Source organism: Bacillus paramobilis (assembly GCF_038096195.1).
Classification (GTDB): Bacteria; Bacillota; Bacilli; order Bacillales; family Bacillaceae_G; genus Bacillus_A; species Bacillus_A mobilis.
Genome location: NZ_CP151108.1, coordinates 3,623,492 through 3,644,936 on the forward strand (window position 1 = coordinate 3,623,492; position 21,445 = coordinate 3,644,936).

Genomic DNA, 21,445 nt, shown 5'->3' on the forward strand with positions numbered 1-21,445 from the left:
TCTCCCCTTAAAAGTTAAATTGTGTTAAACTTATTATATAATCGACTTTCTAATTTTTACAACAAAAAGTTAAATACAATTTAACTTTTTAATTATAAAGGAGCAATAATATGGCAACTCTCGGTGAAAAAATTAAAGCGTTACGTAAAGAAAAAAAACTTACACAAACAGAGCTGGCAGGTTCGAAACTTACAAAAAGTATGCTTAGTCAAATTGAAAATGGAAAAGCTACACCTTCCATGAAAACATTACAATATATCGCTGAAAAACTTGAATGTGAAGCGAGTTTTTTATTAGAAGATGATGATGGAGAAATTGTAGAACTCATTACAAAAATGGAGCAACTCATAAAGGAAAACAAATGTGATGAAGTGTATGAGACTTTACTACCTATCGTTCAAAAAGAGCTCCCTTCTACTTTAAATACGGCTCGTATATACAAACAATTCGTAACTGCTGCGGTGATTATAAAAGATTACAACATTGAATCTTACGTAAAAAAAGCTGTTTCTATTTTCGAAAAATATAAGTTATACCGCGACAGTACGGAAACAAAATTAAAATTATCTTTTGCGATATTCACACGTAAAAAGTATGCAGAATGTTTACAACTTATATCTAATATTAGAAATGATTATGAAGAGAAACATTTAGAAATGGATCTTATTATACATATTGATTTATGTTTATATGAAGCCATCATATTACTAGCATGTGGCGATTATGAAAAATGTGAAGAAACGATATTAGAGACACTCGCATTTTCAAAAAAACATCAAGTGTATTATAAAACAGATGTATTTTACCGGATTTTATCTTACCAAAAAGTCATTACAGTTGATAAAGAGCGTTATTTATATTACATAAAAAAATCTGAGCAATTTGCCACTTTTACAGAAGATACTCTATCCATTGCGATGACGAATATTTTAAAAGCCTACTACTACAACACGATTACTAATGAATATACAATCGCATTAAAACATCTAGAACAATATCGAGAAAAACTAAAAGATCAGCCCATTTTTCAAGACGACGGATTGTATTATCTTGAAAAAGGAAAATCTTTATACGGATTAAAACGTTACGAAGAAGCTTTAGAAGCATTGGAACGTGGTATTATACCAGATTATATGAACCATCCATTGGATCAATCGTGGCTTACAACAGCAGGTGCATATCGTGCACTTTGTTACGTCAAACTGAATGATAAAAAAAGAGCTCTTGAAGAAGCAACAAAAGCAAATGAAATGATACAATCGTATCCGGATTCTATATTCTCTTCATTTATTAAAGAAACATTACAAATAATACAAAAACTTTAAGAATGTCTCGAAATGGTATATTATTCCTCTTTTTTAGCAAAGATAATAATGATGGGAGGAATATAAATGAATATTCAACGTGCAAAAGAGCTTTCTGTGTCATCAGAACAAGCACATGTCAGTTTTCAAGGCATGCCTGTTACAATTCAACACGTCGACGAAAGCAACGAAACCGCCCGCATATATGAAGTTAAAAATCCAGGACGCGAATTAACGGTTCCAGTTAATAGCTTAGAGGAAATATAAAAAATGCCACTTCATTTTTTTGAAGTGGCATTTTTCTTATATTATATATTTCATCACTAGTTTTTCTTTTTTAATAAACCGTACAGCCCTATACAAATTACAATGAGACCTACTATGCCAAAAACCAGTTTCTCAAATAAATCCCTTGCTTCATGACCCCTAACTTCTACTACACTTTTGTAATCATGTCCATTTTGATTTGTTTCTACCCTCTCACCATATATTAACAATCGATATTTACTAGATGTATATGGCTCACATGTAAGTAATGTAACTCTATCTTGTCCTTTTGTTACACTCAATTTCTCAACTTGATTTGGATTAATGATTTCACGTCCACTTACTTTATAAACAAGTTGTTTTCCAAGTACATTGACATAGAATATATCGCCATCAGCCAATTGATCCAGGTGCCGAAACATCTTCGCACCATGATAGCCTCGATGCCCTGCCAATACAGTATGTGTATCTTTTCCACCAATTGGTAAAGAAGTCCCTTCAATTTGGCCTATTCCTTTACTTAAGTTTTCTTGATTTGCACCTAAGTAAATTGGCAACTCCTCATTTATTTTTGGAATTGAAATCGTACCAAACATCTCGTTTTTGTTTATAAAGTCTAACTGCTCATTCTCTACTTCAATATCATGAACAAATGGATCATTCATTTTAAAAGTAGTTTTTCCTAGCAAACGATTATATGTTTCCATCTTCCGAAATTTCTCATTGGCATCTTCTGCTTTTAAATTATCTACCATCTTTTCGTAACGAATCACTCTTGTTTTATATACATAATTGTTTATATAATCAGCAAGCAATGGATATAGAAATAGTGATAACCCTGTAAGGAACAATACTAAACTTATTAAGCCCCTTCTCACACACACACCACACAATACATATTATTTTCGTTTTTTCAAATAAATCATTAGAAGGATGATACAAATAAGAACAATAGGAAGAACAATCATCCAATCTTCTATAATAAAAGATTTTGGAATCATTTCTTTTTCTCCAGCATCATATGGAACTCGGTGCCCTCTCACTAGTAATCTGTGCGTATTTACTCCATAAGGAGTGCATGTAATTAACGTTGCATAATCTTCTCCTTGTACTACTAATAAATCTTTCGTTTCATTTGGTAATACAACTTTTATTTGGTCTACCTGATAAGCAAGTATCTTATCTAATGAATGAATATAAAATATATCACTCTTTTCAATTTTGTCTAAACTGGTAAACATAAGTGCCGATGGTAAACCACGATGCCCCGTTAAAACTGTATGCGTACTTTCTCCCCCTATTGGTAATGAAGATTCGTTCAGTTGCCCTACTCCACGGGTTAGCACTTCTTCAGTCGTTCCTTGATAAATAGGAAGGTTTACATCAATTTTCGGAATTTCGACATACCCCATAACATCACCAATATTTAACATATCTACAGTCGAACTTTTATGTTCATCATCCTTTTCACGAAAAGGATCTGAAAATGTTTGCGTCGTATTTTGGACCTTCTTATTATATTCTTGTGCCTCTGCTTCTTTACGAACAATCTCTTCTTTTTCCAACCTTTTTACCGCTTCATCATACATACTTACTTCAGAATAATGCGTTCTTGTTGCAAACCAATTACTTACAGTTGGATAGAGAAATATACTTAATCCTAGTAAAAAAATACTTCCAAAAATAATATTTCGTTTCATAACAGCCTCTTTCACTACGGATAAAATGTAGAAAAGAGGAAAGCTTATACCTTTCCTCTTTTCCATACTCAAATATTATAAACATATGAATTAAGAATTCTTTTCGGGTTTCTTTCTAAAGAAAATAAACATTGCTGTCACCATTAGCATAAGACCAACTACTGTGAAGAGAATTGTACCCATACCACCTGTTGCTGGAATAATCCAACCGCTCTTATTATTCTCAACTTGCAGCTCAATTACTTTATGATCTTTATCAATTTTAATATCAATCGGATCTCTTAATTTTTGATATTGTTCTACTGCACCGTCTTCATCTTTGTACTTTGGTGCTACTGTTTCAACAATTTGATATTCACCATACGGGATTTCATTCCATGTAATAATACCATTTGCATCGGTGATATCATCCATTTTTTTCTTATTTACTGTTACAACATTTCCCTTTTTATCTCGTAATTCGAATCTCGCACCTTCTAATTTCAGAGACTTATCTTTACCATCTACTTTTTCAATTTTAATATTTCCCATAGTTGGTGTAACCACTACTTCATTAGATGGCTTTCCATCTTTTTCTGATGAAACATCATCTTTGTTTACAAAATCTAGTACTGCTTTATTTGGAATTTCTACTCCAGCTTGAACATCACTTTTAATTTTCGCAGTAATTTGTAAATGAAGCTCTTTTCCATTTATTTTTGAAAAATCTTCAATCGTAGCAGTTACTTTTTGGCCTTCTACAACTACTTTTACAATACCATCTTCAACTTTCTTTCCATCAACCATAGCAATTGGTTGACCTTTTATTTCCAAACGATCATCTAAAATATCTGTTACGACATATTTTTTATATGATTTAATATCTTCTGGAAGTAATGTTTTAACATCATACGTATAATCTGTCTCTTTATTAATTCCAGCTACTTTTGAACCGTTATTTATACTTTTAGTAATGGTAGGTTCTTTATAGTTCTTTATATCGTCCAGCTTAACTACTTCACCAGATTCATTAATAGAGAAAGGACGCTCCTCTTTACTAGTTAAATAACCTGTTGGAGCCTTATGCTCAATAAAATAATAATAATCTCCATATTCTAGCGAATCAACACGAACTTTACCATCTTCCCCTGTTACTAATGAACTCGGTGTCTTAACTTGTGTACTTGTCCCATCTTTATTCTTTTTAAATAAATGGAACTCTGCATCTTTTAATACTTGACCGGCTTCACCTTTTTTTACGAATTCTACTGAACCTCGTTTTGTTTCATTTTTAGGGTAAATATGAACATCGTAATTTAAACCTTTACCGTCTGCACTTGTCATTGGAATATCGACAATAAAAGTAGTCTTATCCAATGCAATATGATTTGGGCCTTCAATTGCTTTTACTTCATAACGCCCTAGCGGAAGATCTTTAAAAACAGCTTCCCCTTTCGCATCTGTTACCTTTGTAATTGTAGCGTCTTTTACTGGTTTTGCTTCTTCTTTTATCACAGTTCCATCATTTGAAATTTTTTCAAATGACTCAATTCGTTTAATTTCAAAAGTTACACCTTCTAAAGGTTTTGCATCTTTTGGAACAGTTTGTCCTTCTTTTCCATTACCTTCTGTAGTTGTTTTAGAACCTTTACTTTGTTCAAACTTGTGAATCGTTAAAGTACCTGTACTTTTTGATTCAGCACTAACCGTCATATTCATTAATGCCGAAAAAGCTAATACACATATTAATAATAAGCTAAAAATCCTTTTCATTATTCGTCACTCCCCTATTGTGTCTACCTTTGTTGCAAACTACTAATCTATTTCATAATCTTTCTTTTTCTAAAGAAGAAGAAAGATGTAATGAACATCAATATTCCACCAATTACATAAAAGACAATTATTCCTATGCCACCTGTTTCAGGGATAATCCACTCATTTTTATGATTTACTATTTTCATTTTTTTAGTAGATACATCGCTAGCCACATGAATTTCAATTGGCTCTTTCATAAGCATATATCCTACTGGTGCTTGTACTTCTTTTAACATATATTTTCCAACTAGCAATGGATTAGAAATAGCTACACCATTTTTATCCGTTGTTAATTCAGATACTACTTTTCCATCTTTATTAATCACTTGAAATACCGCGCCTTCTAATTTGAGATTTTCATCGTTCGCATCTACTTTTTCAATCTCAAACTTCCCTAATGTTGGTGGTACTACGAATACTTCATTTGACACGGATTTTTTCTGATCAAACAGTAATTCCGCTTTATTTGGAATACCATCATTCTCATTGTATTTCGTTAGTATATCTGCATCTACATTATCGTTTAGTCTTGACTTAATATGCATTGTATACGATTGATTCGCAAGATAAGTATAATTTCCATCCCGCTTCGGTAACTCAATACTTACTTTCTTTAATTGTTCATCTATTTGCGGTATAACTTCTATTTCTTCTCCATCGCTGTTTACAAGTTTTACTTGTAAGATAGTTAAAATATCTTCTAAGTCATCCTGCAATATTACTTTTTCAAGGTTCATAACATCATTACCAAAATTATAGTTTACATGCCATGTAAACTCTTCATCTATACTTTGTAATGTCGCTTTTTCCACTTCTTTTTCATCTGCATCCGAAACCATCTTTCTTACTTTAGGTTCCTTTGCTTCCACATTCGTTTTTACATTCGGTTTTTGTGGTGGTAAATCTTCATCATCTGGCGTTTTCCCCTCAACAACCGCTATGTTCTCAATTTCTTTCGTTTTTAATGCGTCTTGCCTAACTTTCACTTTAAAAGTTACCGTTCTTTCTTCTGTATCAAGCACGTCACCAAAGTTTACTTTGATTGTGTTATCCTCATAAGATCCTTCATCTTCGTCAACTGCATCTGTCAATAAATTCCCATTCAATTTCATACTACCAGCTATATACTCTATACCTTCAGGAAGTTTATCTATTAGACGCATATCTTTAATAAGCCCATTTTCCACCTTATTTCGAGCTTTAATTTGATACTCAAATTCATCATTGACATGAAATTTTTCTTGCTTTATGCCAATAATCTCTTTCTTCGATTCTAGTTGTCCAGACAACGGATCAACTGGCGTTTCAACATCTGGTTTCTCCTTATCTTTCGAGCTATCAGTCTCAACTATTGCTATGTTTTTTATTTTTTTATTTGCCATCTCCGATTTTACAACCACTTCAAACGTGATTGCTTTCTCTTCCTCACCTTTAAGGTCGCCGAGATGAGCATAAATCGTTCCATCTTTTATATGTGCATGATCTTCATCTTCAACATCCGTTTGTTCCTTCCCGTTTATCTTTAACGTATTTGGAACATATTCTACTCCTTCAGGAAGTTTATCCGTAATTTTAACAGATTTTAAGAGAGAATCTGGCACACTATTTTTAGTATGAATTGTATATTCTAGTTTGTCGCCAACTTTCAGCGTACCACCGTTTATATCCTTAGCTAGTTTAGTAGCTACTAACTTCCCGGGTTTCTCCTCTCGTTCGGGTAATACTTTCACTACTACTTTATTAGAAGAGTTATCCTCAACTTTACTTCCTGTTAACTCATCAATCCCTTGAACAACGGCAGTATTAGGAACTTCAGTTTCTACCTTTTCTCCCTTTAACTTCGCTTTAAATTCAACCGTTGTCTCCGGTGTTTTATCCGTATAGTTTCCACCTTTAGAAGCATTTGCTCCTTCACCAATTCTTATTGTTAACTTTCTTGTCTTTACGTCATAGTCAACCTGTTCTGTTTGATTTCCAGCATTCGGACCAGAAATGATTTTCACCGAATTCGGAACAAATTCTAGACGTGAATCTAAAACATCTTCAATTTTTGTATCAACAGAACTCGAATTCGGTTCAATGTTTTTCACCCGTAAACGATATGTAACTTCATCACCTGGCTCGTATTTTTCTTTTGCATCTACTACTTCCTTATCGATTACAAGCTCTGGCGCTGTTGCATTTACAGCAAAGGCTAATGTGTTTAATACGTAGTCGTCTTTTGTTGTATATGCTTTTAACTTTATTTCTCGTTGACCTGGCTTAATATATCCTGCTGGTAACCTAATTAAATCTGCATCAATTCCTAAATTATTTTTATAATCGGGATTAAAAGTACCTGGATACTTATCTCTCATATGTTCTTCATATTCAGAAATAGTGGAATTAAATATATTACCTGTTGGATTCAGCTTATCCGTAACTTCCTTCCAGGTATTATCTGTATGAACAGAAAGTTTATCACCTTGCCAATATCTATCACCTTGGACAGCGAAAACAGAAACTTTTGGATCTAAATCTCCATTTTTTGAAGCAAGAAAGTTTTTCACAGTAAATTCTTTTTCACCAGACCCAGTAGCTCTTTTCAATCCGCCATCATAAACAGTAAATGCTTTTCTTGTTTTTGACTTATCTTTCGTGATCACTAACATGTACCAGCCAGCAAAAGAATAATATCCATAATTATATGCAAGGTTTGTATTTGGATAAGGAATATTTGCTACAGTATAGCTTCCTCCTTTTGAATTAGAGGACTGTAAAGGCTTTGTAACATCTGCATAGTTAGAATAATAAGTACCATCAATACCAAAACCATAAAGCAAGCCACTACCGTAATACGTATTACTTGGTTTTACTTGAAAGCTCTTCCCTACCGGAGTAGTAAACTTTATTGGTGCTACATACTGTTGCTGCGTTAATTCATAACGTGTTGAGCTCCAATATAGCCCAGCCCATTCAATTTCAGCATCTTCTGGAACAGGAATATATGCCTTAGATGAATTTGTAGTTGTTGGATCATCATCTACATCAATGAGTTCACGTGTATAGCCATTCGGTGTTGTCGCGTAAGTATACGTTATATCTGAATACAATGCTGTTTTCTTCTGAGCTTCAGTAGCTTTAATACCTAAATTCACATTCCCAGTAGAATACATATCACCTTTATGAATAGATTGATAAGTAGGGTTATCGAATCCCTCATCATCTGTTACCGCTGCACTCACCTTACCAATCGAACTTAAAAACTGGTATTGAGATAACAGCAAGAATAAACTCATAACAACTATAAATACATTTAATATTTTTTTATTTTCTTTTATCCTACTGTGCAAAGAGGTCACCTCCTTCAATAAATTTTACTAACATATTATATATATATACTTTATATGTATTATTCTAATATAAATCATAAGATTTGTTAACAAAATATGTGATTTATTACTATTTTATACATTTTAATATAGAGATTTTAAGATTAATAATAGTATCTAATAATAATTAAGCTTTGAATATAAATAATATAGAAACTTCTTACTTTAAACCTATTTTATGGTATTCTATATAATGGTAATTACAGAATCTTTATAACCAAATATAAAAGTTTTATAATTCCATACCCTATTAATAAAGGAGGCTTTTCATGAACCTTTCTATATACGAAGGTTTAGGTATTATTTTTTTCATAATCATTATTACTTACGCTCTCGCCCACAAATATTTATGGTCAAAAAAATTACTTATTATTCTATTTCTCGTTAGTAATGCCATTTATCTTATTTGGCGAACTTTTTATTCGTTACCAACTATTAATCTCATAAGTATTATCGCGGGTATTATATTGTTAGTTACAGAGTGGGCTGGTTATTTACAATCTATCGTTTTTAGCATCATTTCATGGAAACCGTATAAACGGAAAGAAGTACCGTTATCTACTTTCGAAACATTACCTACTGTCGATATTTTTATCGCAACCTACAATGAGCCACTCGATTTATTAAAACGAACTGTCGCTGGTTGTACAATGATAACTTATCCGAAAGAGTTGCTCAATATTTACATTTGTGATGATGGTCGACGCGAAAGTGTTAAAAATCTTGCTAGTGAATTTTCTGTTCACTATATGACTCGTACTGAAAACAAGCATGCAAAAGCAGGAAACTTAAATCATGCCATGACCCATTCGGCAGGTGATATTATCATTACAATGGATGCTGATATGGTACCAAGAGCTAACTTTTTAGAGCGAACGATTGGTTATTTTTCTAAAAATAATGTTGTATTTGTTCAAGCACCACAAGTGTTTTATAATGCTGATCCGTTTCAATATAATTTATTTTTTGAAGATAATATCGCCAATGAACAAGGTTTCTTTATGCGTCAATTAGAAGAAGGAAAAGATCGTTTTAACGCTACGATGTATGTTGGTAGTAACGCTCTATTTCGCCGTACTGCGCTAGAAGAAATTGGAGGATTTGCAACTGGAGTTATTACTGAGGATATGGCAACTGGTATGCTACTACAAGCAAACAAATGGGAAACTATATTTGTCAATGAAACACTCGCTGTTGGATTATCTCCAGAAACATTTAGTGATTTATTGAAACAGCGTGATCGCTGGTGTAGAGGAAACATTCAAGTCGTAAAAAAATGGAATCCTTTCACTATAAAAGGATTATCTTTTATGCAGCGTCTTTTATATGCAGATGGAATCCATTATTGGTTTTTCGGCGTTTATAAAATGGTATTTTTACTAGCACCACTATTATTTTTAGTATTCGATATTTATAGTTTAGAAATTAATTTTATGCACTTATTTATGTTTTGGGCACCTGCCTTTTTAACATCACAGCTTATTTTCAAAGCTGTTTCGAATAAAAAACGAACGACAACGTGGAGTCATGTATATGAAGTTGCAATGGCTCCTTATATGGGATTTGCTATTTTATCAGAAACGTTCTTACGGAAAAAGTTTCAATTTCATGTAACGAGAAAAGGCGTCCAAAATAATACGAGACATTTTTTATGGATTGCAAGTGTCCCTCACCTCGTATTACTCATTTTAACAGTAATTGCACTTATAAGAGCTACACTTATGCTCTTATACCCTGAACAATATCATATTGAAAGAGAAAGTTTATATATTAATATTTTCTGGGTACTTTACAACGGAATAGCTATTGTCACTTCACTATTTGTAGCATTTGAAAGACCGCGTTTCCGAAACTCAGAACGTTTCGTAGTAAATTTACCAGGTACTTTATATACTAAGGATATGACCATTTCTTGCCACGTCCTTGATATTAGTGAAACTGGTGCACGTTTTGAGGTAGATTCCTCCATCCCATTTGAAACTTTATCAAGTCTATCTTCCTATATATTATCTTTTGGAGAGGTAAAAAAGATTAGTAGTACGAAAAAATGGATCCGGAGACAAGAAAATTCTGTGCAAGTTGGCGTGTCATTTGATGATGTATCCCATGAGCAATATTGTAAACTCATTCTTCATCTATTTAGTAAACCTGTTAATGACCGGGTGGAAAAGGTGTACGATAAGGCATTTCTTACACTAGCAATTGCATCTTTCATAAAAAACACAAAGAAATCACCAAGGCAATTTCGCAGGCAACATATACGTGAAGAACTTATGGCTCCTGGAACATTACATATGAACGGGATGCCAATTGAAGCGACCATTATCGACTATAGTACCGGTGGGTGTCAAATACAAACGAACACCCCACTCGCCATTGATCAATTTATACACGTAACAATGAATGAGCGTAATATTCAAAAGAAAAAAGCTCAAGTATGTTGGATTCAAAAAAAGGGTCGTAAAATATATGCGGGATTAAAATTTACAGCGTAAAAAAAGAAAAGAAGCCTCGTGCTTCTTTTCTTTTTTTACCCGCTATTTGCTAGGCAGTAAGACCCCCGCCTCAAAGTCCAGTGAAGGCAATGAAGTTAGGTGGGGTCAAGCTGCCTGTAAAAGTCCGATTAGTTGAACATTATATGCTACAATATTTATAAAAAAGGAGGGGAAATCCTATGGAAAATGCTCCACAAAAAGCAAATCATTATTATGCAGTTATATTCACTTCTCATTTATCAACTGATACGACAGATTATAGTAGCGTTGCCGACAAAATGGAGGAGCTTGCAAAACAGCAACCTGGATTTTTAGGTGTAGAAAGTGCACGTGATCATGCAGGACTCGGAATCACCATTTCTTATTGGGAATCACTTGAAGCAATTGAAAATTGGAAACAAAACGCCTTACATAAAGAAGCGAAAAAAAGAGGCCGTGAGCAATGGTATGAAGACTTCCACCTGCGTATATGCCTTGTTGAGAAAGAATTTAAGTTTCATAGAGGTACATTGTAACGATGAAGAAAAAATTAGCTCTCGTTGCTGTTCATGAAATATATGGTGTGAACGACCATATGCATCACGTTATCCACCACTTCACTTCATCTCATATAGATGTATTCTGTCCTAATCTTCTACAAGCGCAACCTGCATTTCATTACAGTGATGAAGAAAAAGCATATCATTTTTTTATGAATCATATTGGATTTGATAATGGAAAAGAGCAAATTGAAGAATTTATTACTCATCTTTCTAGTCGTTACACACATATTGGACTTATCGGCTTTAGTGTTGGTGCTACCATCTCATGGCTATGTAGTAACAATCCGAAAATAGATTTTATTATCGGATGTTACGGCTCTCGTATACGCGACTATATTCACATGAAGCCTACATGCGCTACATTGCTTATATTCCCTGAAAAAGAAGCTAGTTTTTCAGTATCCTCTTTAATCCAAACATTGCAGCAACAAAAAAATCCTTTATTAGAAATACAACAACTACACGGTGAACATGGTTTTCTAAATCCGTACACTGAAAAATATAACGAGCACTCTACAAAGCAAGCATACAATTTAATAGATTCATTTCTTGCAAAAACAATCTTATAAAGGAGACTCAAATGACGCTTACATTACTCTTACTTATTTTCATACTCATTGCCTTTATGTCAGCGCTAACTATCATTTTTGTAACAGTAAAAAAAGGGGAGTTTTTCAAACGCCCCTACTTACAATCTATTATCGTTTGCATTTTATTTTTTACAAATTGGATCTTATATGTAACAACTTTTTATGGTTTACTTCCTGAGAAAGTTAGCGAATTCATATTCCTGCCCATTTGGTTTTTCCTTTGTATTTTAGGTTTTATCGTTTTCTGGCGCGAATGGAGAAACAATCGTGTGTTCTCCATATGTATCGGTTTTCTTTCCTTTATTAGTTTTCTCTTTGGTTTATTGTTGTTACTTCTTTCGGGGATGTAGTTGTTGTAAAGAGGATAACATACCTCTTTACAACAACTTTTTTCGTTCCATGACGAAAGGAATCAGTAAATATAAAGCATACGCAATAACCATCCAAATGGTAAATGATATGATTTGCTGCGAGGATAATTGTGAGAATATATTAGAGGAATTATATAAGATGTAAGAATCTAAAATTAAACCTATGGCTGTACCACATATACCTAACTTAATAACTGCATATTTCGTAGTATCTAGTTTTTTGTATAACCACATTACAAAGTATAAAGCTATAGCTGTTCCTAATTCAAGAAACGTCATGTGTAGAAAAAAGCTATTTGAAGTGTATTCTAATAAAACGGAAGAACCGAAAAGAATGAAGAATGTTGAGGCAAAAAGCCAAACGCCAATAGAAAATAAAATAGTGAGCCAAAGTTTATTATTCACTACCATCTCCTCCCTTTTGTAACACTGTAAACTTTTCCAAGAGCATATACAAATCACCATATACTTTATCTTTCGAAAAAGATGGATTGAATAATGCTTGCAATGCCAATCCGTCAATTAATGCATTACATAAAATGCTCCACGTTTCAGTTGAAATTTGAGATGTCATTGTATCTCCTATTTTTTTATGTAACACTCTTGTTAATTCTTGATTTTCATAATGTAACAGTTCACCAATTTTATCTTTCATTGCATCATTTTGTAATCCACTAGCTACTAATTGAAAAAATAAATGATGATACATTGAATCTTTCACACATCTACTTTCAGCAGACTGTAAAGCCTTTTCTAACTGTACATCCTTTCCTATTTGTTCCCACGACGCTTTACAAAACGATTCGGTCACTTCAAGTAATAATTGATCCTTCGTTTTAAAATGATAATATACGGTACCTTGTGTAACTTGAGCACTCTCTGCAACTGCTTTTAATGTCAACTTTTCCATCCCGTGCTGTGCAATCATTTCTTTTGCTGCTTCTAGTAACTTCTCTTTATTAACAACGTTCGGTTTTGCCACTTCTATGACCACCTTTTAAGTTAGTTGGATAACTAACTTAAATTATACAGAAAAATCAGATAAAAAGAAAGGAAGAAAAGCCAACATTCAACTTTTCTTCCTTCTATGTTTACCTTTATTCTTCACTGTCACTGATTCACAAGGTGTGTAATATATTTGAGGTGTCGCCTTATCAACAAACATCATAAACGTAATGAAGCCAATAATAAAGAAAATAAACAACGTTAACAAAATTGCGCCTATCGTTAAAAGTATCATAACACCACCCCTATATCGTTCATATTATTACACTTTTCGCTATTATATGAGCGTAATCCTTTTTAGAAAAAGAAACGTAACAAAATAATCACAATCACTCCGGTTAATACTGTACCTAATAAACTACGAGTATATATCGCTACAAGAAATGTTGGAATTGCTGCGATAAGGTAATCCCATTGCATCGTCTCATGCATAAATAATACTTGTGCTAAAAGTGCTGCTAATATCGCAATTGGTATGTAATTTAACCATTTTAAACCCCAGTCTGGAATTTGTAGTTTGCTAAATACGAGTAGAGGTAAAATACGTGGCACGAGTGTGACAGCTCCAGCTGCTAGTAAAAGTAATAGTACGTCCAATCTCATTTCCATTTTTCAATCACAACTCCAATCGTCGCAGCTAGTAATGTTGCGATAATAACCGCTATACTATCTGGCATAAATAAGTGTGAAACGTATGCGATTATAATCGCTACAATTGCAACAGTAAGATGAATTGCTAGTTTTGGTTTACTACTGATGAGCTGAAGGACAAATAACCCGATAAACATTGCTGGTAATGCATAATCCATCCCGTACGTATGCGGATCAGGTATCCACTCACCAAACAACCCGCCAATAATAGTAGCAAGAATCCAATTTAAATATGCTGTTACATTTAACCCCATCATCCATCTGTCGCCTACATATCCTTTTTGCGCTGCGTGCTGTACTGCAACGCCGAATGTTTCATCTGTAATTTGAGAACCGATCATTACATTTTTTAGTAGAGGAAGTTTCGTAAAGTACGGCGCGAGCGCAGCACTCATTAGAAGGTGGCGTAAATTAACAAAAAAGACGGTGAAAATGATTGCTGAAGCAGGAGCACCAGCTGCATACATACCAGCTAATATAAATTGGGCAGAACCTGCATAAATTAAAGTGGACATAAACGCAATTTCAATGATGGAGAAACCTGCTGTTTTTGCAATTACACCAGCTGCTATACCTATGCTCAAATAACCAAATACAGTCGGTAAACAATCTTTTACTCCTTGCTGAAATGTATCATCGCTCTGCAAAGCTACATGTGCCTGAGCTTTACTCATCCATATCATCCCCCATTCCTTCCATCGTTCGTTTTCCTGTTACGACATGAACTAAATCTATATTTTCACGCCATAACGTATCTAGCTTATCAGCTCCAAATTCCTTCGTGATTTCTTCAACCATAATATCGTGCCGCACATACTCTGTAGCAACGAGAACTAGCGCTGGGTCATACGTTGTAACGGCCCATGAAGTACTATCATTTGAGAAGTTGGCAATTAATACTTCCTCTCCATCACGAGCAATAACAGTTAAATGACCACCCATTCTCTTTTCAACAACGTGGGGCGTCATATAATTATGGTGAAACGTCGCGCCTATTTTTGTATTTGGAGCGCCAAATAAGATTGAAAATATATGTACACCTTCCTCTTCCTTTTGACGAATATATGGCTCGATTTCATGCACTTGATCTTCCCAAACAGAAATCCATAGCTCTTCCTTCGCCCTATTAATTATATTGCATATTTCTTTTACAACACGATCATTGGAGCGAATATGCGAAATTACATCTATTTGTCGCTCTTGTTCTAAACAATTTAATTTCCGGTCTAAAAATTCAAAGGACTTTTCAAAATCTTTTCGCATTCGATCCATTAACTCCGTAGCTGGTACTGGTACATATTTCACTGGTTCAGTAGGAACGATATGCACTGCTCCTTTATCCATCAATTTACCGAGCACTTCATAAATCATCGAACGAGGTACTCCTGTCTGTTTACTCACTTCATACCCAGTTACTGGGGAATGTTTTAATAATCCAATATACGCTTTACATTCGTACTGGGAAAAACCTAACTTTTGTAATTCCTTTATAATTTCATCCATCGGTAATCCCTCACATTCTATATAACTCTCATCTCAAAACGATACAAATATGTTAGTAGTTATTGGTATACCTACTAATATAAAAAAACAGACCCACAAAGTCAATTGATAATTCTGAAATTTTAACCAAAAATAAAAAGCCTTCTTATGAAAGGCTTTTTTATACGTAATCTTTCTGTTATTTTAACTGCAAAGGTTTTGATAACTTTCCCCCTAAATGCTCCCGTAAAGTAGAACCTGTATACTCTTCCCTAAATACACCAGCTTTCACGAATAGAGGAATAACTTCACTAAAAAATAGATCTAGTGACTTTGGAGGTCCTCCTGGAATGGCGATAAATCCATCTAACGCTCCTGCCTCAAACCTATCTATAACTTGCTTCGCAACATCTTGCGCTGTACCAACCGCAACCCAATGAGCCGAGCCAACAACTTCTGGTCGTTCTAGTATTTGTTCAAGTGTTGGTTCATTTTTAATAATGTAGTTGCGTAATAATTCTGCGTGTGTTTTACTGCGAACAGTTTGATCACGATTTGGCAACATCTCTTCCGTAATCTTACTTTCTAGCGGAATCCCTCTCGCGTCTAGTCCAAGAACCATTTCGAGTAACGAGTATCTCTTCTCTTTTGTGAGATGTTGATGTGCTTGCCTATGCATTTCTAACGCTTCTTCATATGTATCACCTATAAAGAAATATAACCCAGGCAATACACGTATATCATCTTGCTTTCGGCCATGCTGCTTTGCTCTTCTTCTTAAATCTTGACGCAGTTCTATTCCTGATTCTACATCTGGCGTTGCAGCAAAAATTGCATCCGCAACAGAAGCAGCAAAATTCCGTCCTGACTCTGAAGCACCAGCTTGAAATAATGGCATTTCCCCTGAAATATGCTGCGGAATATTAAGTGGACCTTTCACCTTAAAGTATTCACCATTATGCTCAATAGGCTTTACCATCTCTCTAATCACATCAGGATTATCTACTTTCAAAACTTCATTAGGATGACTTCCCCAAAGTTTTCTTACTAACGCTGTACATTCTGCCGCTTTCGCATACCGTTCCTCAGATGATGGCATTCCTTCCTCACCAAAGTTTTCAGCACCGTCAATGGATGTGACAATATTCCATCCTACTCGGCCGTTACTAATCCAGTGTAAAGATTGTAATTGCCTCGCTAATATATACGGTGGATAAAACGAAGTTGAAGCAGTCGTAACGACTCCAATTTTTTCTGTTGCATACGCAATAGCAGTAAACAGTAACGTCGGATCTAAAATGACATTCCCCTTATTACGAGCAATTAAATCTGGGTGCGCCACTAAATAATCTGCTTTAAAAACAAAATCTAACTTCGATTTTTCTGCTTGTTTCGCTAGCTCTACTTGCTCTTCAATTCCCGAATTAAACTCACTCTCTTGCTCTTTCTTTCTAGAAATTAAACATAATCCAATACACAGTTGTTTCTTTGTAGACATACACACCATCCCCTTATTTTTAATTTACCTAGTTAAGCAATGTTGCTATCATTATAAAATTCCATTCTTATGAAAATAGATAAAATGATATTGATAATCATTATCATTTTATGATGTAACTGTAATAAATGCAATATAAAAAAAGACTTCCGCTATGGGAAGTCTCTTATCTCAATATTTCATTCGCTTCTTTTTCATAAATTTTATCAAATGAAGTCATAACGCGTTGTGACGCTGAAATCATTTTTTGATCCGTCATAAGATCAGCCATCTCTTTCGTCATATCTACATTTGAATTTTCTAGCATATGGTTTTTTACTGCCCCTGTTCCGTTCGGTAAATCAGCAATGTTCCCTTCTGCTAGTGTAAAGCTTTTATTCTCTCTTTGTACGAGACGATTATTCGCTTCTGCACCTACTGTTTTTGTTTGCAGGCGGGCAATATTATTTTGTGTTACTGCATCATATAACGTACCGTCTGCTTGTACAGCTACCGTCGCTCCTTCTGGAATACGAATACGTTCATTATTCTCTCCCATTACGAAAGCACCTGAAGATGTTTGTAAATAACGATCACTATTTACTGTAAAACTACCATCTCTCGTTAAAAACGTTTCATCATTTTTAGATGTCACGAAAAATGATGATGTGCCGGCCGCACCGTCATCTAAAAAGAAATCCGTAGCACTATTTGTCATTTGTATATTTCCTTGTACTAAGTTCACATGCGTTGCGGCTGGTACTACAGCGTAATCAGTCGAACCAATATTTGTCACAGCTCCATCTCCGCGGCGATATGTGTCTTGTACATCGAATACTTTAGAAGTCATATTTTCTGCTTTAAATCCTGTCGTTTGAGCATTTGCAACGTTATTCGAATGAACATTAATACGCTGCATGTAATTCATCATACCCATAGAACCTATATAAAGACCGTTCATACTCGTTTGAATAAGGCAGTTGCCTTATCCTTCACCTCTTTTCTATGATGTTTGCAACATTTGTTTCGCTAAATGTTCAGCTGTAGCGATATGTATATGTTGCTTCACGTCTTGTCCGTCTGTCATTAATACAATTGGAGCCGATGATACTGCTGGAATTTTCAATAATTCACCACTACTTGCTGTTTCATCAAATTTCGTAAATACGATACCATCAATATGAATATCTTTAAAATTCGTAATGATTTCAATCATATCTTTACTTTTCATCGACGCCGATAACGTTAAACAAATATAATCTGGCTCTACTTGTCCCATCGTTTCAATCATTTCTTCCACTGTTTCTGACGCACGATAATTTTTTCCGGCTGTATCAATTAAAATATAATCGACACGCGCTTCTTCTTTAAAATACGTAAGCGCTCTTGTCATTGCAGCTTCATCACGTACAGCGATTACTTCAAATCCCATTGTTTTTACGTAATCTTGCAGCTGTTGCACTGTTCCAATGCGTGAATGGTCTGTCGTAATAAAACCGACCGTTTTTTTCTTACCGTGAAACTGCCATGCCATTTTCGCAAGCGTCGTCGTTTTTCCAACTCCGGTTGGACCGATTAATGCAATTGTTTGTACTTCTTTTTCAAAAACGTTTTCTGTGTTGAAATGAGATCTCATATCTTCTAATATATATCCGATCACTTCTTCTTCTGTAATCATCGTTGCATTCTCAAACTTCACTTTTAACTTTTCAGCATATGCATGAATGAAGTATTGTTCTACATCGTTTTGCTCTAGCATACGAATTACCTTTTGAATAATAAACGGTACAGATTCTTGCTTTTCTTTTTTTACAACAACTTCTTCTTTCTTGACGGGAACGACTTTTTTCACAGTTTTTTTCTTTTTCGTTACTTTCGTTTCTTCCGTCTGTTTCACAACGACGATACCTTTTTCAAACAACTTTAATAGTTTCTCTTTCTTTCTTGCCCATTCTTCACTATTTCCTGTTTGCATCGCCGCGTATGACATAGAAGTCGTCACGTTTTCTAAATTGTGCAGTACCGATTGAATTCCGTTCGCCTTCACAATTTGTTCTGAAGGATCATTCACAACATCCATTAATTGTTCATGAAATTGAGCTGTACCTTCATTCACTTCTTCTTGTTTATCCTCTGGAAAAGCAACTAACATTTCATAATTCTTTTTCCAAAAAAACGGGATATTTCTTTTTACACTTTCATCGACAACGTAATAATAATCTGTACCATATTGGTCAAATAACTTTCGATACAATTCATTTTTCGAAGCTGCTTTTATTCGCATTAACGCTTCTTTCTTTTCTGTATTTTCCATTACTTCACCCCCTATTATTCAATGTAAGCAATTTGGTCTACAACAATTTCTGGAGCTAATTCACTAATACAAAGTACTTGTGCCTCTATTTGATAACGCTCTAGCAGTCTTACAATCGCAAATCTGAAATCTTTTCTACGCGTTAATAATACTGGTTCTCTTCCCATTAAGCGGGCTTGTTTAAATACGCGCTGTACTTGCTCAACGACTCGTGATTCTAAATCTAAATCCCAGTTTAATAAATAACCTTGATAAGAATTGTTCACAACATCCGCATCTAACTCGATTGAATCTGAGAAGAGCGCCGCATAAATTTTACCGTCAGGATTTTTCGCATTTTCACAAATAACTTTTGAAATACATTCACGGACGAATGACGTTACACCGTCAACATGGTTTTGATAAATTTCTTTTCCGTCAATAATACCTTCAATAATGGTTGGCAAATCACGAATAGAAATACCTTCTTTTAAAAGTTGTTTAATAACATTTTGAACGAGTGATAAGTCGATTTCTTTCTTCTTAATCTCTTCTAATAAAACGCCGTTATCATTTTCAAGCGAGTTAATTAAGTCTTTTACATGTTGACGCTGAATTAACTCATGAAGATTACGTCTCACGACAACATCTAAATGTGTAATTAATATGCTAAGTGGCTCTAATACTTGATAGCCTTTCATTTGTGCATCTTGTACCATATGCTCTAAAATCCAATATCCATCTTCACCGAAAATCGGATCTTTCGCTGGTTCTGCATCTAAATCGGCCATTACATTCGGTGTTTTCAGTGCTAATAAGTACCCTGATTTTAAAACTCCTTCAGCTGCCTTCGCACCTTTAATACGAATAATGTAACGTCCGCGTGGTCTAAAACTCGTATTATCTTTAAAGTTAATGCCAGGAACGTTAATACCAAGGTCGGTAATAATTGACTTCCTCATGAGAACAACTTTATCACGAGCTGTTTCCCCGTTAATCTTCTGCTTTACAAGTGCTGCTAAATCTAAACCGAGTTCTACTATAATTGGATATTTATCTGTAAATACTCCGAATGAATCTTCCACTTGTTGCAGTTGTTCATCTTCGCCCTGAATCATTTCTAATTCTTTTTGAAGCTCGTCTTCTTTTTCTTTCTTTATTCGGTTTTTATTCCGAATTCCTAAGAAGATAATTGTTCCACCAACGAGTGCGAATGGTAGAAATGGTAACGGAGTAAAAATACCCATTGCTATAAATAAACCACCAAGCGCATATACAACGACTTCATGCGCTAATAACTCTTTAAAGATTCCTTCTGTTACTGTATCCGGTGAACCGTCAAATACACGCGTTACGATAATACCAGTTGAAATCGCAAGCATTAACGAACCAATTTGGTTTACGATTCCGTCACCGACAGTTAACTGTGTATAGTGAATAGCTGCTTCTGCAAAGCTCATGCCCTGCTGCATCATGCCAACAATTAAACCGAAAATAATGTTTACGAATAAAATGACAATCCCGAAAATAACGTCCCCTTTAATGAACTTCCCGGCACCATCCATCGCCCCGTAAAACTCTGTTTCCATATTTAACTTTTTTCGTTTTGCCTGTGCATCTTTTTCAGTAATAATACGCTGGTTTAAATCTGCATCGATTGACATTTGTTTCCCGGGTAAAGAATCAAGTGTAAAACGAGCTGCAACTTCAGCTGTACGAGACGCACCGTTTGCAACGATAAACTGGAATATGATTAATACTATGAAAATAACGATACCAATTAATAAGTTCCCGCCAATTACAAACTGACCGAACTCTTCAATAACATGCCCCGCATTTCCGTCTGTCAAAATCGCTCGCGTCGTCGATACGTTAATCGATACGCGGAAAATCCCGATTAATAACAACATCGTCGGAAATGACTTTAATTCATCCCACTCGTTAATACTTGTTGCTCGCATATAAATAAGCACTGACATACTTAGTAGAAAAACGATAACGATATCAAGTATAAATGGTGGAAGTGGAATTAAGAGCGCCACTACGAATGACGCTGCTAAAAAGATAGAAAAATAGGTTCTTGCAGAATCTATCTTAAACACA

20 protein-coding genes are annotated in these 21,445 nt (G+C 34.6%); 6 read left to right on the forward strand and 14 right to left on the reverse strand.

From position 1 onward, the window contains the following. Window positions 1–110 precede the first annotated feature (110 nt). Together AABL52_RS18440 and AABL52_RS18445 are read left to right on the forward strand one after the other, a co-directional pair. On the forward strand, window positions 111–1,325 hold the full coding sequence (locus AABL52_RS18440) for a helix-turn-helix transcriptional regulator (protein WP_341518155.1): 1,215 nt from the start codon (window positions 111–113) through the stop codon (window positions 1,323–1,325). Window positions 1,326–1,391: 66 nt separating this feature from the next. After that, window positions 1,392–1,571: an H-type small acid-soluble spore protein gene (locus AABL52_RS18445; protein WP_001025745.1), complete on the forward strand. Its 180-nt coding sequence runs from the start codon at window positions 1,392–1,394 to the stop codon at window positions 1,569–1,571. A 56-nt stretch (window positions 1,572–1,627) separates the two neighbouring features. Here the strand turns inward: AABL52_RS18445 and AABL52_RS18450 are convergent, their stop codons facing one another. The 4 genes from AABL52_RS18450 to AABL52_RS18465 form a co-directional block, all read right to left on the reverse strand. Further along, window positions 1,628–2,449, reverse strand: a complete 822-nt coding sequence (locus AABL52_RS18450) for a class C sortase (protein ID WP_341518156.1) — start codon at window positions 2,447–2,449, stop codon at window positions 1,628–1,630. Between the two features lie 21 nt (window positions 2,450–2,470). Beyond that, on the reverse strand, window positions 2,471–3,271 hold the full coding sequence (locus tag AABL52_RS18455; protein WP_341518157.1) for a class C sortase: 801 nt from the start codon (window positions 3,269–3,271) through the stop codon (window positions 2,471–2,473). A gap of 90 nt (window positions 3,272–3,361) precedes the next feature. Next, window positions 3,362–5,023, reverse strand: a complete 1,662-nt coding sequence (locus AABL52_RS18460; RefSeq protein ID WP_341518158.1) for a SpaH/EbpB family LPXTG-anchored major pilin — start codon at window positions 5,021–5,023, stop codon at window positions 3,362–3,364. Window positions 5,024–5,070: 47 nt separating this feature from the next. Beyond that, window positions 5,071–8,406, reverse strand: coding sequence for an isopeptide-forming domain-containing fimbrial protein (locus AABL52_RS18465; RefSeq protein WP_341518159.1), 3,336 nt, complete (start codon window positions 8,404–8,406; stop codon window positions 5,071–5,073). A gap of 299 nt (window positions 8,407–8,705) precedes the next feature. Here AABL52_RS18465 and AABL52_RS18470 point away from each other — a divergent pair, with 299 nt between their 5' ends. From AABL52_RS18470 to AABL52_RS18485, 4 genes are all read left to right on the forward strand, one after another. Then, window positions 8,706–10,931 carry a glycosyltransferase gene (locus AABL52_RS18470; protein WP_341518160.1) on the forward strand — a complete coding sequence of 742 codons (2,226 nt, stop codon included), beginning with the start codon at window positions 8,706–8,708 and terminating at the stop codon, window positions 10,929–10,931. A gap of 179 nt (window positions 10,932–11,110) precedes the next feature. Further along, entirely contained in the window at window positions 11,111–11,446 is a 336-nt protein-coding gene (locus AABL52_RS18475; RefSeq protein ID WP_000426492.1) for an antibiotic biosynthesis monooxygenase family protein, read from the forward strand. Window positions 11,447–11,448: 2 nt separating this feature from the next. Then, a complete protein-coding gene (locus tag AABL52_RS18480; protein ID WP_341518161.1) occupies window positions 11,449–12,042 on the forward strand; it encodes a dienelactone hydrolase family protein in 594 nt (197 codons plus the stop codon). 11 nt (window positions 12,043–12,053) lie between these two features. Next, window positions 12,054–12,413: a hypothetical protein gene (locus AABL52_RS18485; RefSeq protein WP_016088505.1), complete on the forward strand. Its 360-nt coding sequence runs from the start codon at window positions 12,054–12,056 to the stop codon at window positions 12,411–12,413. Window positions 12,414–12,440: 27 nt separating this feature from the next. Here the strand turns inward: AABL52_RS18485 and AABL52_RS18490 are convergent, their stop codons facing one another. From AABL52_RS18490 to flhA, 10 genes are all read right to left on the reverse strand, one after another. Beyond that, window positions 12,441–12,839, reverse strand: coding sequence for a DUF5367 family protein (locus AABL52_RS18490; RefSeq protein WP_341518162.1), 399 nt, complete (start codon window positions 12,837–12,839; stop codon window positions 12,441–12,443). Further along, entirely contained in the window at window positions 12,832–13,416 is a 585-nt protein-coding gene (locus AABL52_RS18495; RefSeq protein WP_341518163.1) for a TetR/AcrR family transcriptional regulator, read from the reverse strand. Before AABL52_RS18495 ends, AABL52_RS18490 begins: the two co-directional genes overlap by 8 nt. An 87-nt stretch (window positions 13,417–13,503) precedes the next feature. Beyond that, entirely contained in the window at window positions 13,504–13,674 is a 171-nt protein-coding gene (locus AABL52_RS18500; protein ID WP_061680565.1) for a DUF3951 domain-containing protein, read from the reverse strand. Window positions 13,675–13,736: 62 nt separating this feature from the next. Then, window positions 13,737–14,048 (reverse strand): AzlD domain-containing protein, encoded by a 312-nt coding sequence (locus AABL52_RS18505; RefSeq protein ID WP_000425942.1) that lies wholly within the window; start codon window positions 14,046–14,048, stop codon window positions 13,737–13,739. Continuing rightward, a complete protein-coding gene (locus AABL52_RS18510) occupies window positions 14,039–14,764 on the reverse strand; it encodes an AzlC family ABC transporter permease (protein WP_000030496.1) in 726 nt (241 codons plus the stop codon). Before AABL52_RS18510 ends, AABL52_RS18505 begins: the two co-directional genes overlap by 10 nt. Continuing rightward, window positions 14,757–15,593 carry a TrmB family transcriptional regulator gene (locus AABL52_RS18515; RefSeq protein ID WP_341518164.1) on the reverse strand — a complete coding sequence of 279 codons (837 nt, stop codon included), beginning with the start codon at window positions 15,591–15,593 and terminating at the stop codon, window positions 14,757–14,759. The genes AABL52_RS18510 and AABL52_RS18515 overlap by 8 nt, the downstream gene beginning before the upstream one ends. A gap of 178 nt (window positions 15,594–15,771) precedes the next feature. Further along, a complete protein-coding gene (locus AABL52_RS18520; RefSeq protein WP_341518165.1) occupies window positions 15,772–17,070 on the reverse strand; it encodes an NtaA/DmoA family FMN-dependent monooxygenase in 1,299 nt (432 codons plus the stop codon). 166 nt (window positions 17,071–17,236) lie between these two features. After that, window positions 17,237–18,010: a flagellar basal-body rod protein FlgG gene (locus tag AABL52_RS18525; RefSeq protein WP_341518166.1), complete on the reverse strand. Its 774-nt coding sequence runs from the start codon at window positions 18,008–18,010 to the stop codon at window positions 17,237–17,239. Window positions 18,011–18,052: 42 nt separating this feature from the next. Next, the gene (gene flhF, locus AABL52_RS18530) at window positions 18,053–19,363 is read right to left on the reverse strand and encodes a flagellar biosynthesis protein FlhF (protein ID WP_144564715.1); all 1,311 of its coding nucleotides are present in this window, start codon (window positions 19,361–19,363) and stop codon (window positions 18,053–18,055) included. 14 nt (window positions 19,364–19,377) lie between these two features. Further along, entirely contained in the window at window positions 19,378–21,444 is a 2,067-nt protein-coding gene (gene flhA, locus AABL52_RS18535) for a flagellar biosynthesis protein FlhA (RefSeq protein ID WP_097843303.1), read from the reverse strand. Window position 21,445 lies beyond the last annotated feature (1 nt).

Excerpts from the sequence above, each read along its gene's own strand:
- AABL52_RS18440 (WP_341518155.1), top strand. The coding sequence starts at position 111 with ATGGCAACTCTCGGTGAAAAAATTAAAGCGTTACGTAAAGAAAAAAAA.
- AABL52_RS18445 (WP_001025745.1), top strand. The coding sequence starts at position 1,392 with ATGAATATTCAACGTGCAAAAGAGCTTTCTGTGTCATCAGAACAAGCA.
- AABL52_RS18455 (WP_341518157.1), bottom strand. The coding sequence starts at position 3,271 with ATGAAACGAAATATTATTTTTGGAAGTATTTTTTTACTAGGATTAAGT.
- AABL52_RS18460 (WP_341518158.1), bottom strand. The coding sequence starts at position 5,023 with ATGAAAAGGATTTTTAGCTTATTATTAATATGTGTATTAGCTTTTTCG.
- AABL52_RS18470 (WP_341518160.1), top strand. The coding sequence starts at position 8,706 with ATGAACCTTTCTATATACGAAGGTTTAGGTATTATTTTTTTCATAATC.
- AABL52_RS18475 (WP_000426492.1), top strand. The coding sequence starts at position 11,111 with ATGGAAAATGCTCCACAAAAAGCAAATCATTATTATGCAGTTATATTC.
- AABL52_RS18480 (WP_341518161.1), top strand. The coding sequence starts at position 11,449 with ATGAAGAAAAAATTAGCTCTCGTTGCTGTTCATGAAATATATGGTGTG.
- AABL52_RS18485 (WP_016088505.1), top strand. The coding sequence starts at position 12,054 with ATGACGCTTACATTACTCTTACTTATTTTCATACTCATTGCCTTTATG.
- AABL52_RS18500 (WP_061680565.1), bottom strand. The coding sequence starts at position 13,674 with ATGATACTTTTAACGATAGGCGCAATTTTGTTAACGTTGTTTATTTTC.
- AABL52_RS18505 (WP_000425942.1), bottom strand. The coding sequence starts at position 14,048 with ATGGAAATGAGATTGGACGTACTATTACTTTTACTAGCAGCTGGAGCT.
- AABL52_RS18510 (WP_000030496.1), bottom strand. The coding sequence starts at position 14,764 with ATGAGTAAAGCTCAGGCACATGTAGCTTTGCAGAGCGATGATACATTT.
- AABL52_RS18515 (WP_341518164.1), bottom strand. The coding sequence starts at position 15,593 with ATGGATGAAATTATAAAGGAATTACAAAAGTTAGGTTTTTCCCAGTAC.
- AABL52_RS18520 (WP_341518165.1), bottom strand. The coding sequence starts at position 17,070 with ATGTCTACAAAGAAACAACTGTGTATTGGATTATGTTTAATTTCTAGA.
- AABL52_RS18525 (WP_341518166.1), bottom strand. The coding sequence starts at position 18,010 with ATGAACGGTCTTTATATAGGTTCTATGGGTATGATGAATTACATGCAG.
- flhF (WP_144564715.1), bottom strand. The coding sequence starts at position 19,363 with ATGGAAAATACAGAAAAGAAAGAAGCGTTAATGCGAATAAAAGCAGCT.